Genomic DNA, 12406 nt, shown 5'->3' on the forward strand with positions numbered 1-12406 from the left:
ACAAAAAAAGGACTCCAATTGGCAGCTGATAGCCGATAGAGTCCTTCTTTCTTCCCGTTATCTTCCGATGGATTCCCTGTATTCGCTTGGCGAGAGGCCCACCTTTTTCTTGAAGATCTGACTGAAATATCGCGGGTCCTGGTAACCGACTTTCTCGGCAACCTCATAATTTTTGAAATGCGTGCTTCTCAGCATATCCTTCGCCTTATCGATCCGTATATCCGTCAGATGCTCGATAAAGGTTTTCCCCGTATTTAGCTTGAACAGAAGGCTCAAGTAAGTTGGCGTCATATACACCTTCTGTGCAACGCTTTGCAGAGAGGCGAACTGACATTCCTGTTCCATATGGTGAATGGTTTTTTTGATGATGCTGCGATGGCTCTCTTTCTGGCTATGTGATAGCACATCCCTTAAACCAACCAGGAAATGAGTCACGTATTTTTTCGTCTCTGCCAATGTTTCAAGCTTTACGATCGACATCACGTCGAAGCGCTCATACGCAATCACATTTTCCGTTTCGGTAAGGACCCGCTTCTCAATGCCGACGAGCAGCCTGACCGTCAGGTCATAGACGCTTTGGGCATCCAGCGGTCCCTTCTGCAGGATTCGACCATAAAACTGCTCTATGCAGCCCTGAATTTCTTCTATCGTCTCCGAAGCTTTGAAAGCATCGTACAATTCCTTCTCATGCTCAGACGGATACTGCTTGAGCGTCTCGAAGCGTCCAAGCTCGCCATAATAAATAATCGCACCCGTACCGCGGTAAAATTTGAATTGCAAAGCTTTTGCCGCTTGCCGGTAGGAATGGACGACATCGCATAAATGACTGCAGGGCTTTCCGACCCCAATGTTGACCTGCAGGTGCAATTGCTCCTTGAGCATGCTTTGAATCATCTGAATTTGATCCTTTGAAACCCAGGAAAACAGCAACCCTACCCTTCCTTCTTCATCCACGAACACAACGCTGCCGCCGGAAATGTTTTTCTGCAAGTGGTCGCGCATCCGCTCCAAGTACAATACCTTTTCATGCTCGTCGGTAAAATGGGCCGTAGGTTCTAATAGCGCCATTGCGGGAAACGTATAATAAGGGTTTAACTGAAGCAGAGACAAGCTTTCCTTCAAATCAATTTTAACCGAGCTTGCTGACGCCACTAAATTCCGGAAAAAACGATCTCTCATCCAAGTCAGAATAACGTCTTCTTTGAATAGCAATCCCTCGCTACGCATACTCCACTTCCCCTTTTGTAAGGTTAACTTGCGAGATGCACGACACTAATTCAGATGAATGCTTTTGTAGGAATGCATGTGCTCGATAAAGGTTTTCTCCGCCAGCTCCGCATTGCCCCCTCGAAGCACCTCGACAAGCCTGAGATGCCAATCAGCAAGCCCTTCCGTTGAATAATGGCGGTTGGAGATTGCCATGAAGCGCATGACCTTCATTCTCATCCGTGTCCAGAGCTCAAGAATCATATGATTATCGCAGCGTTTATAGAAAAACCCGTGGAACTCCATATCCAGCTCCAAAATGTTCAGAATATCCTTCTGCTCGTGAGCCGCGTGCATGTGCCGAATGATGCGTTCCAAATAACCAAAATCGTCCTCATCCAGAAATTGCATCGATTTTCTGACCGCGAATCCTTCCATAATTTCTCGGAGTTCAAATATATCCTTGATTTCCTTGGACGTTATCGTGGATACGACGGAACCTTTATTCGGTATGCTCGTGATGTAGCCGGCAGATTTCAAGCGCTCAAGCGCTTCTCGAACAGGTGCTTGGCTAATATTGAACTTTTTTGCGATTTCAAGCACGAGCAATCTTGCGCCAGGCTGCAGGTCTCCAGCAAGTATGTCTTTCTTAATCGCGGTAAATACCTGTTCACTGATGGAGCTTACTGATGTAATCGGGATATTGTCCAACATCTCGCTCACGTCCTCATTTGATATTATCGATTATCGATAATGTCTATTAAAAAAGAAAGCGTTATCATATGGAATTAAAAAAAACGTCATTTCCCTCCTTGCTTCGGATTATCGATAATGCAGCTCATACCGTCATTATAGAACTTCTTTATCCATATGACAACGGAATTAATTGTCGAAATTTAGGAAGTTATCTTATAAAAAGCCGTTGTTCGCAGCAATGCATATTTCGAAACCGTTTCTTTGTTGAAAATTCGCTCCTTAACTAGTCATTCCACCGTCAAAAGCATATAATAGAGAATGATTTATATCCGATATAATTACTTGGACAAAATGGAGATAATAGAATGAATATGAAGCACCCTACACTAAAAAAGCAGGTTTTTGATTTTATTATTCGAAATGGCTTGGTATCCAAGTCTTCTCTAATGGACAAGATGTCCGTCACCAGCACCAGCTTGTCTCGTTTGCTTGAAGAGCTATTGACAGACGGCTTGATTCTGGCTTCCGAATTAGGACGCTCTACGGGTGGGAGAAAACCGATTCTTTACCGCGTAAATCCAGGCCATCGCGCGGTGTTCGGGTTGGAAATTTCGCGCTTCTCCTCTTCCATCGGCTTGTATGACTTGAATCTTAAGCCACTCTCCTTCGAGCGCTGGAAGATGGACGAGAAAATGACGCCTGAGGTTCTTGTTGCCAAAATCACGAAGCTTGCCGAGCAAATGCTTATGGATAGCGGCATTGAGCGGGAAAAGGTCATCGGAATTGGCATTGGCGCTGTTGGTCCGCTTAGCCGCGAAGACGGCATTATGCTTAAACCGCGCTATTTCCCTGCGGAGGGATGGAGCAATGTTCCGATTTGCGAATGGCTTGAGCAGCGCTTAGGACTGAATGCATTGCTCGATAATGGTGCCAATACCGCCATTATCGGGGAGCATTGGGCGCTTCGCAACGAGGAAGTTAAACATATGCTTTACGTTCATGCCGGAGTCGGTCTTCGAACGGCAATGATCGCAAGCGGTCAAATCGTGAGGGGTGCCGTTGACATGGAAGGCTCATTCGGGCAGATGATCATCCAAACGGATGGGCCTAGGCTAGGTGACGAAGGCAATTACGGGGCGCTGGAGGCGCTCGTATCCATACCGGCCCTTGAGAAGAAAATACGTTCTCAGCTCAAGCTTGGCCGTTCAAGCTCACTTTCCGGCATCCCGCCGGAGGAAGTGGAGTTCGATGCTCTGCAGAAAGCCTACCGGGCAAAGGATGCATTCATTACTGAGCAATTTCTGCAGACTGCCACATATCTAGGAATCGGGATCGCCAATCTTATTAATATTTTGCATCCCGAAGCAGTGATTTTAGGCGGTCCGCTAGTAAATGCTCACAAATCAATATACGATACCGTCATTCAAGTAGCCCGCAGCAATATTTATTACTCTCCGCAATATGAGCCTAAGTTTACGCAAGGCCAGCTGACCGAGGACGCCGTAACGGCCGGAGCAGCGCTCATGCTTCTTCAGGAATGGGATCTTAATTAGGACAGACAAGCCAAACGACGATGCATGGGACTGCATCGTTGTTTGGCTTGTCTTTGAACCCTTGTTAAATGGACCTTAACGGTGAACGGTCTCTCCTGTTACTTATTCGCAGCGGCAAGCCAAGCGGCAGCCACTTCCTTGAGCTGTTCTTTCTTTGACTGTAAATCATTCCAATCCGTTAGCTTTATAATAGCTCTATCGTTTGAAACCCAATCCAACAAGCCTGTTTTGTCGTCAATGATGCGCTCATTATCTGGTTGCGTCTTTACCTTCGCCCCGCAATGAAAGATCAGGCGAAAGAACCCTTTACCTTGCAAATTAAGCGTTATGCGGTCCTCCAGATTATAGCGGAAGCTTGGCGCATTCCATTTAATATGTTCCGTAATGGATTCATTCACACTCAATATGATCCTCCGTACCTCCTCCACTTCCTTTTTGAGCGGATGCTCGAGCGCACTCAAAAAATCGATGACTTGCTGATGGCCAGCTTGTATTTTTTGGCTTTCTTTTTCCGGATCGATACGTTTTGCAGGCATACGCTTTTATTTAATCCTCCTCGTTCACATGGTTGCCGCCAGTCAGCTGGGACAAATACATAGGGTTATATAAATCGACATAGCCGCATTGCGTACAGGAAACAAATAAATAATGATGATATTGTACATTGAACAATTTGCTCAAACCAGCGCCGGTAGTTGCGATTTCGTCGATATCGCATTCCGCGTGCCGGCATTTGACGCAGGAATAATGATTCGCGATTATGGTCTCTTTTCCTAAATCCAGCAGATGGGTATCAGAATGGTTTTCGGATTGGTCTTGATCGGTTGCGTTTGTTTCCAAATGCTCAGGCATTACCTCATGTTTGCATTCCGGACAGATGTTTCCATCCAAAATGACTGGATTGCTGCACCACGGGCATTCGATCATAAGGCAGCTCCTTTCCTGTTTCATATTGGTATCGCTTGTCCTATACATTCGCTGAAAGACAATCATTTCCTTTATGTGCGCTATATTTCAAAGCAAAAAGACAAAACACCCGCTAGGATGCTTTGCCTTTCATCATTACGAATCCTTTGATCGGTTAGCCATATCGATGATCATTACGATAAGCATGAGCAGTTGAATGAGCAGATCGACACTCATTGCAATCCCTCCCAGCTGCAGGTAATGCTCCTTCGTCTCGGCTTCTCCTCTCGTCTAACTTGCCTAACGAACATCTCCCACTACCATATCTATGGTCGAAATTTGGATTTTATGACGGATATTCGCACTGCTGCTGCAGCCATTATAATGGATGCTACACAGACAGCGGCAAAATGGATCAAATGATTGGCTATCAACCATTTTTCAAGATGTACGGCTTCCGCTGTTCCGCGGACCAGCACAATCGCTAGCGGGTGCAGGATATATATCCATACGCGCCATTCACGGTATTCCTTGTTAAAGCGCCATTTCCAAGTCAGCGCCCATTGAAACAAATAATAGGTTGCCGGAATCGCAAAGATATACATGCTATCATGACGAGGGAAATTGGCTTCATGCAGCAGAATGGCTTCGACAAACATAAATCCGAGAAATAAGAGAAACAGACCCGCAGAAGCTATCGGCTTTCTTTCGGGCTTCGGACGTTTCGCTGCCCATGCGCCAAGAATAAGAAATATTGGCGCGTAAAATAAACCGTTGCGGGTATAATCGAACGCTTGGAACATGCCGTCATACATCAGCTTTAAGCCCGCTGCGTTTTCTGTTAAAGCATAATAGCTGTCACCTAGCAAACCAAGCATAAATAGCAAAGCGCCCACGGCAGCCAGCCATCGCATGGACAGCTTTTGGTACAGCATATAAGTCAGGCATAGACCGAGAACAAGCGCTGGCAAATACCACAAATGATAGAATGTACCATCAAAAACAAGATCCTTCATAAAAGAGTAAACCGTAAAATCTGTTGAAAAATAGCCGGTGTATACGTTCAATGGAACATATAACAAGATGGAAATACCATATAAATAGGCAATTTTTTTCGCATATTTCATAAGTGCTTTCTGGTCGACTGCTGCTTTACCGGTTAGCTTTCGAAAGAAAAAATAACCGGAGGACATAAAAAAAACGGGCACGGCTATGCGTGATAAAATGCCGCTTACGAGAAAATCAGCATATTCGTTAAAGGACAGCAACGGACCCGTATGGTTAGCAATAACTAACAATGCTGCCGCGAACTTCAACCAGTCCAGTCCGCTTTCGCTCCGCTTATTGTTCACGTACTTGATGTCCCTTTCCAGTAAACGCCGAAATGATAAAACCGTCGCTATTATTGCCGGAAATTCGGTATAGATCGCAGCTTACGATCGGAACAGTCGTCGATGGCGCGTCTTCGGCAGGTACGAAATAGATGGCAACCTTCAGCGTCTCATTCTCATATTCAAAGCGTTCACCGGCATACGAGTAGCTTCTCATCCATTCGATGTACTCCTCTAAGCAAAAATCATTTTTCTCCATAATTTCCGCATGCGGAAAGCCAACGTAACGAAAATGCCAGGGCTCGCAGGAAATGTTCGTTATCGATTCTTTCCCTTTTTTATAACGCTGAATAAAACCGAATTGTGCCGCTAGCTGCTTGAAATGCCGATAAACCCCGCTATCTGGGAATGATGGCGCAATGAAATCAACAAAGTTGTTACGTTTTCCAACGTCGATGGCGAGACCGGTTTGATGCTCGCTTTGATCGGGTTTAGCCACATAACATGCCGTGTATTCAGGACCGTTCTCTATTAATGAGCTTGCGTATATCTGTTCTTGTTCATCCTTAGTCCGATAGCCGCTTACCGCTACGATATCTTCTGTGCCTTCGCATGCATCAAGTAGCGCGACCAATTGCTGGAGACAGTTTTTCTCGAGAAGCATACCATCATGCAGCTCGTTGAGGTTCGGATATATGCTTAACGCCTGCAGCTTGTCCGGCGAGAGTGATTGCTGAATCGGATTGGCTCGGTTCACCAAGACGAGCGAGCCATCATGTATTTCGCTGCGGCTTGCTTGCACCGCGGAATGCTTTACATAAGGACGTTGCTCGAAGTGTAGGGAAGGATTTCTTTGCCCCATTTGGCTTCCGCCTCCTTTTTGCCTCTGTAATCTCTAATAACTCTTGCTGTTAATGACGTTGATATTTCCTGTGATACCGAACCGATATGGGCAGCTAGCTCACTGAACGTGATTTCCTCATCCCCTTGCTTGCCAATCAAGGTTACCATTGCCCCTTCTTCGCAGTACTCCGGCAATCTCACCATAAGCTGATCCATGCAGATTTTCCCAACGATCAGCGCACGCTTTCCTTCTATGAGCACCTCGGTCTGCTGCATGCGCTGCGACCATCCATCCGCATAACCAATAGGTATGGTTCCAATCCATTCGTCCGCTTCTGCTTGATACCAGTTGTCATAACCTAGGAATTCACCTTTCATCAGCCTTTTCACCTGAATCAATCGGCTGTGCAGGCTAAGCGCCGGTTCAAGCCGCAAGTGTGAAACGAGCTTTTGTGGATAAAAGCCATACATCGCTGCACCGATACGCACCATATCAAGCGCTAATTGCGGGAAACGCAGAGCTGCGGCGCTGCCTGCGCAATGGAAATGATTAACCTGGATATTGGAGCACCCGCTCCAAGCCATCATCGTCTTAAACCGATCGGCTTGCTGCTCAAGAAAAGCAGTTTCCTCTTTGCCTGCGGTAGCGAAATGAGTGTAAAAACCATCAACCACAATGTCCGCCGCTCGGAGCCATGGCACCATTTCGTCCCATTCCGCTTTCGTCTTAATGCCGATTCTACCGAGTCCCGTATCCATTTTCACATGCACTTTCAGCTTTGAGCAGGATGCTTCCGCTTTGAAGGCTCTCATCGCTTTGAACCATGCTGCGCTTGTAACCGTCAGCATCAAATCAAAGGCGATGGCCAGCTGTACATCATCAGGTTTAATCGGAGTCAGAATAAGAATCGGCAGCATAATTCCTTCCGTACGTAGATGAATCGCTTCATCCAAATAAGCGACGGCTAGATAATCAGCACCTGCTAGCTCTGCGCTGCGGGCAGATTCAACATCGCCATGGCCATAACCGTTTGCTTTCACGACGGCCATGAGCTTAACTTGCGCGGGAAGCGATTGGCGAATAACGGTCAAATTGGCACGTATATGATTTAAGTTGATCACAGCCCAAGTATCTCTGTACATCTGGAATCACCTCGTATAAAGAATAGTTTCTTTTTCCGCATGGCGTGTGAAAGCATAATCAATAAGCTTCTCAATTAATGCTGAATATGGGGTCCCGTCCGTTCGTTCCCACATGACGGGATACATGCTTTGATTCGTGAACCCGGGCAGCGCATTAATTTCGTTTACGTACAAACTGCCTTCTCCATCAAGAAAACAGTCTACGCGGGCAAGGCCGCAGCAGCCATGAAGCTGATAGGCTTGTATGGCTATTTTTCTGATTTCCGAGGTCAGCTCTTCGGATATTTGTGCCGGAATCGACATGATCAGCTGCTTGTCCAAATATTTGGAATCAAAATCAAAAAACGCATGTTCATGTATGAACTCACCAGGCAAAGAGGCTAAAGGCTTCTCATTGCCCATGACCGCTACTTGAATTTCCCTGCCCGAAATCTCTTTTTCAAGCACAAGTTTGTTGTCATATTTGAAAGCTTCGATAATTCCCGCCGCCAGCTGGTGCTTATCCATGCATCTGCTTATGCCAATGCTTGAACCAAGTGAAGCTGGCTTCACATAGCAAGGAAATCCTAAACGATCTTCCGCCCTTTGAAGCAGCTGTCCTCGATCCTCAAGCCACTGCTCATAACGGAAAACAACGTAATCGGTTTGCCGAATGCCAGCTTCAGCCAGCAGCTGCTTGGAAATCGCTTTATCCATTGTAAGCGCGGACGATAGAACGTTATTGCCTACATACGGAACGCCTAGAAGTTCCAACAAGCCTTGAACGGTTCCGTCCTCCCCGTTCGAGCCGTGCAACAGCGGCATTACGACCTTTCGCCCCGGCAAAGACAATTGATTCAGAAGAATTCGTCCCATCGATTCCGGAATTCCGGCAGCCCTTGGCTTTGCGGCTAGATCGTCTGGCCGCAGCCTTCCCAGATCCAACTTTTCAGGTACGGACCAAATGCCCTCACGCGTAATATAAACCGGGAAAACCTCAAACTTGGATTCATCTATGGATTGAATGACGGTATATGCCGTTTTCAGCGAAACCTCATGCTCGACGGATTTGCCGCCGTATAGGACATACAGCTTTGTTCTCACAAAAAAAACCTCCTAAAGTTGACTCGTTATCTATTACTAAAGATAACCTTCAACGTTTAAGAGGCTTGTAATTAAAGTTTAAATAAGTCTTAAGAATCCTTAAATTGTTTATATGCTTTTTCTACCCGTATTCGCAATTGCTCCGGCTAGCGCAAGCAAATCCTGCCCTTGCAACGCTCCAGCAATCAGCTCAGGAAGTCGGTCCGGCGTACAGCCGAAGCATGGAATGCCTAAGCCGGAAAACCGCTTTGCAAGCTCTGCATCGTATGAAGGCACCCCGCCATCGGACAAAGCAAGCAAGCATATGACGCTAACGCCGGATTGGCGCATATTTTCCATTCGTCGTATGAGTGCTGACTGGTTGCCGCCTTCGTACAGATCGGATATTAAGATGAATAGCGATTTCTTCGGATCATGGATGAACTGTTCGCAATACTGAACGGATTTATTAATATCCGTACCGCCGCCAAGCTGTATGCCAAACAGCATATCGACGGGATCATTCGCGCACTGCTCGCTTAAATCTGCTACTTCCGTATCGAAAGCTACGACGTGCGTATCAAGTGATGGCAGGCTGGCAAATATAGAACCAATGATCGAAGCATAGATTACGGAATCAGCCATAGATCCGCTTTGGTCAATATCGAGGATGACGGTCCATTCCTTGCTGCGCTTCGCACGTTCGAAAAAATAAAATTTGTCCGGAATGAGCAGCTGCCGTTCTGGGTCATAATGCTTGAGATTGCGCCGTATCGTCGTTTTCCAATCCAAACCGGTTATGGATGGAAGCGGTGAATGCTTCCGGCGATTGAGCGCGCCCGTAACGGCACGACGGATTTCATGGGCAAGCCGCGCTATAATCTCATCCACGACCTCACGAACGAGTATTCTTGCCGTTTCCTTTGTTTTCTCGGGAATTCTTCCCTTTAACGATAGAAGCGTTGCCACCATTCTGATATCCGGTTTAACTTGACTTAGTGTTTCTGGCTCGAAAAACAGCTGCGTCAATCCCTTTCGATCAATGGCATCGGCTTGAATGACCGACACGATATCAGAAGGAAAGAAGCTGCGGATATCCCCGAGCCACTTAGAAAGCTTGGGCGATGAGGAGCCTAAGCCAGCTGATCTTGCCGAATTTCTCCCGCTGTTGTTGGAAATGTCATCCGTCGTATCGTCATAAATAGCCGCAAGCGCTTCATCCATCAACGTTTGCTCCTCGTCAAGAAGCTGCCGCCCATTACCCATGCCCGTCAGTTTATCATTTGCCGCTTGCCCAAGGATTAGCCGCCAACGCTTTAATTGCTCGAATTGCTCATTATCGCTCATATCATAGGTCTCCAAAGTCGAACTCATTGAGCTCGTCCAATTTTTGTTGCTCCTCGCCGGTAAGCGGGCGCTGCAAGGCATCCGCGGATTCCAATGCGCCAAATCCCCATACATCGCCAAGCAATTCGGCGATCGCATTCTTCTCTCTTGGCTCGAAGGATGCAAGGGCTCTTCTAAGAAAGACTAAAGAGCGACGGAATTGCTCATCATCCAGCGATGCGGTGTAATGATTAAGCTGCTCCCAGAGCTGCCTGCGAGAGAGTAGCACGTAACGGTTTCTTAGGGACAAGCCTTCAAACCACCCGGCTCCGATATCAGCGGGTATGCCTGGGGATAGCCTTCGGGATACCTCCCTCGCCAATCGTTCATTATCGATAAGGCTTCGCTCAAGGAGCAGAGCGAAGGCAAGACCGGACAGCTTGGCATTACGATCATCGCGGTAGGCGAGCTCCTCGAGCTGCGAAACCCATCTGACATCATCGACAACGTCATAATGCTGCTGTGCTACCGCATGCATATCGATAATGGCGCTCGACATATCAGCAGCTGCATCGTCGCTGCATGCCGCGGAATCAACGAGCAGCAGCGTTCCTCGCAGAAACAGCTGCTCAAGCAGCGGTACTAAAATCGCCGTGTCCATTTTGCGTACATCGCCGAATTGTACCAGAAGAGACAGCTCCCTCAATGTTCCGGCAACCTGCGCATAATCTCCGGCATCAACGGCTAACTCCTGCAGCATCTGGCGTGCATCCTCCATGGAGGATGGAAGTCCGCAGTTCCAAGCTGCTTTGACAAGCTCAGCCGCTTGTAACGTATTCTTGCACTGCGATAACGATTCTTTAATGAAGAAAGCAGCGGCAAGCTCTATCGTCTCGCCTTTCATGATGGATTCAACAACTTCGATTTCAGCTTCAGGCGTCCATCGCAGCACCCAGTTCTCAGCCCAGGTTGCGCCGTCCTGCCTGACTGCCCTTTTTTGGGCAAAGCTTATTGCCAGCAATTGAAGCCTCTCCAGAAAAAAAGATCTCCTCAGATCAAGGAATGCCGCCTCCTCGGATTTCACTCTGCGGTTTTCCCGCAGATCTAGCTCGAGATCCGTGGCAACCGTCGTTTTATATTTCTCCAGCTTCAGCATTTTCAAGTTTCGGTTCAGATCATCCTGAATCGGTGTTTGGCTAACCCCTTCGGGCAATGAGCCAATTGCGGTGCCTATTTCCGTTCTTGCGAGTGCATCCGCTACGTTTGAAAGCTCGCCGTACCCGAGGCAGGTAATTGCTGCGTCATGAAGATCCTTTAGAGCCGGCAATCTGCCGCCATGCAAGGAAGCTAGTGATTCCGCAAGGCGAACTGCTTCAATAACAGAAGCTGCCGAACGAAAAGAACCGCTGGCTCGCATATGTCCGGCAATCGACGCCAAGTAAAGAGATGGAAGCTTCTCGGGGTCACGTTCTATTGCGCATTGCCAAGCCAGCTCGAAGTATGAAGGCGCCAAATTGCCTGCTCCGTATCCAGAGTGAGTGGAAAGCTTGTAATACGAATAAGGCATCAACGTAAGCTTTGTTGATACGGAAGGCAATGAAGCTTCTTCCGCTTTCGTCATCAATGCATGATCTGCTTGCAGTGCGGATGCATGATATGCACCAGTAACAACGACTATGCGATCAGCTGGAACTCCGCTAGCGATCGCTTCGGCGATTCGCGTTCGCATATAGGCCTCACGAATTTCATTATGAGCCGATTCAAGAGGCGTATGCATCCGTTCTTCTGATTCAGATAGCTGACGCATTTCCTGAGAGAAGGCTTGAATGGCATTCCGATACGCATGGTGAGAGGTCATATGCTCGAAATGCCGCTCCCAGTAGGTGTCGTAATCAGGCTCACCGGCTAGCGCAGCCACCAGCTCATACCGTTTATTTGATTGTTGGTAAAACTCACGCGCATTTTCATTCTCTTCCCTTATCGCAGCTCTCCTGCTGGCATGCAGACTGACAGATACATCAGACGGTAAATCGATGAATCTTGCTTCAGCGCCATGTGCCGCTGCCCACTGAAAAGCTTGATATTCAGGTGAATATGCAGCTAATGGAAAAACAACGGTGCGAATCGGCAGCTGCTCGGTATAGGCAAGTATCGCAATCGGCGGCTTCACGCAACTTAGCGTAATTTGACTGATTAGCTTCGTCGCGTCAGACGGTCCCTCGACTAGAACGAGCTGCGGCTTAGTCTCATTCAGAAATTCAATCAAGTGGGCAGCGCCGGCTGGCGATAGATGGCGAATGCCAAAAATGTGAACGCCGCACTTTGCTGCGGCACCCACGC

Annotated in this window: 11 protein-coding genes; 1 reads left to right on the top strand and 10 read right to left on the bottom strand. The window is 47.5% G+C overall.

The annotated features are described in order from the left end of the window. Positions 1-57: 57 nt before the first annotated feature. Together AC0YN3_RS04530 and AC0YN3_RS04535 are read right to left on the bottom strand one after the other, a co-directional pair. Positions 58-1227, bottom strand: coding sequence for a helix-turn-helix domain-containing protein (locus tag AC0YN3_RS04530; protein ID WP_475773895.1), 1170 nt, complete (start codon positions 1225-1227; stop codon positions 58-60). Between the two features lie 45 nt (positions 1228-1272). Beyond that, entirely contained in the window at positions 1273-1920 is a 648-nt protein-coding gene (locus AC0YN3_RS04535; protein ID WP_475773896.1) for a GntR family transcriptional regulator, read from the bottom strand. Positions 1921-2267: 347 nt separating this feature from the next. On the opposite strand from AC0YN3_RS04535, the gene AC0YN3_RS04540 reads away from it, so the two are divergent. Then, complete coding sequence (locus AC0YN3_RS04540) at positions 2268-3455, top strand: ROK family protein (protein WP_475773897.1); 1188 nt, start codon at positions 2268-2270, stop codon at positions 3453-3455. A 98-nt stretch (positions 3456-3553) separates the two neighbouring features. Here the strand turns inward: AC0YN3_RS04540 and AC0YN3_RS04545 are convergent, their stop codons facing one another. The 8 genes from AC0YN3_RS04545 to AC0YN3_RS04580 form a co-directional block, all read right to left on the bottom strand. Next, positions 3554-3991, bottom strand: a complete 438-nt coding sequence (locus AC0YN3_RS04545) for a DUF1801 domain-containing protein (protein WP_475773898.1) — start codon at positions 3989-3991, stop codon at positions 3554-3556. A gap of 10 nt (positions 3992-4001) precedes the next feature. Next, positions 4002-4382 carry a zinc ribbon domain-containing protein gene (locus tag AC0YN3_RS04550; RefSeq protein WP_475773899.1) on the bottom strand — a complete coding sequence of 127 codons (381 nt, stop codon included), beginning with the start codon at positions 4380-4382 and terminating at the stop codon, positions 4002-4004. A 305-nt stretch (positions 4383-4687) separates the two neighbouring features. Then, complete coding sequence (locus tag AC0YN3_RS04555; protein WP_475773900.1) at positions 4688-5713, bottom strand: acyltransferase family protein; 1026 nt, start codon at positions 5711-5713, stop codon at positions 4688-4690. Then, complete coding sequence (locus AC0YN3_RS04560; RefSeq protein WP_475773901.1) at positions 5703-6554, bottom strand: D-alanyl-D-alanine carboxypeptidase family protein; 852 nt, start codon at positions 6552-6554, stop codon at positions 5703-5705. Before AC0YN3_RS04560 ends, AC0YN3_RS04555 begins: the two co-directional genes overlap by 11 nt. Beyond that, positions 6506-7678 (bottom strand): alanine racemase, encoded by a 1173-nt coding sequence (gene alr / locus AC0YN3_RS04565; RefSeq protein WP_475773902.1) that lies wholly within the window; start codon positions 7676-7678, stop codon positions 6506-6508. The genes AC0YN3_RS04560 and alr overlap by 49 nt, the downstream gene beginning before the upstream one ends. 6 nt (positions 7679-7684) lie before the next feature. Next, complete coding sequence (locus AC0YN3_RS04570; protein ID WP_475773903.1) at positions 7685-8761, bottom strand: D-alanine--D-alanine ligase family protein; 1077 nt, start codon at positions 8759-8761, stop codon at positions 7685-7687. A gap of 108 nt (positions 8762-8869) precedes the next feature. Then, entirely contained in the window at positions 8870-10087 is a 1218-nt protein-coding gene (locus AC0YN3_RS04575) for a VWA domain-containing protein (protein ID WP_475773904.1), read from the bottom strand. Between the two features lies 1 nt (position 10088). Continuing rightward, positions 10089-12404, bottom strand: coding sequence for a DUF5682 family protein (locus tag AC0YN3_RS04580; protein WP_475774292.1), 2316 nt, complete (start codon positions 12402-12404; stop codon positions 10089-10091). Positions 12405-12406: the final 2 nt, after the last annotated feature.

The sequence above is a fragment of the Paenibacillus sp. J22R232 genome, assembly GCF_056269165.1.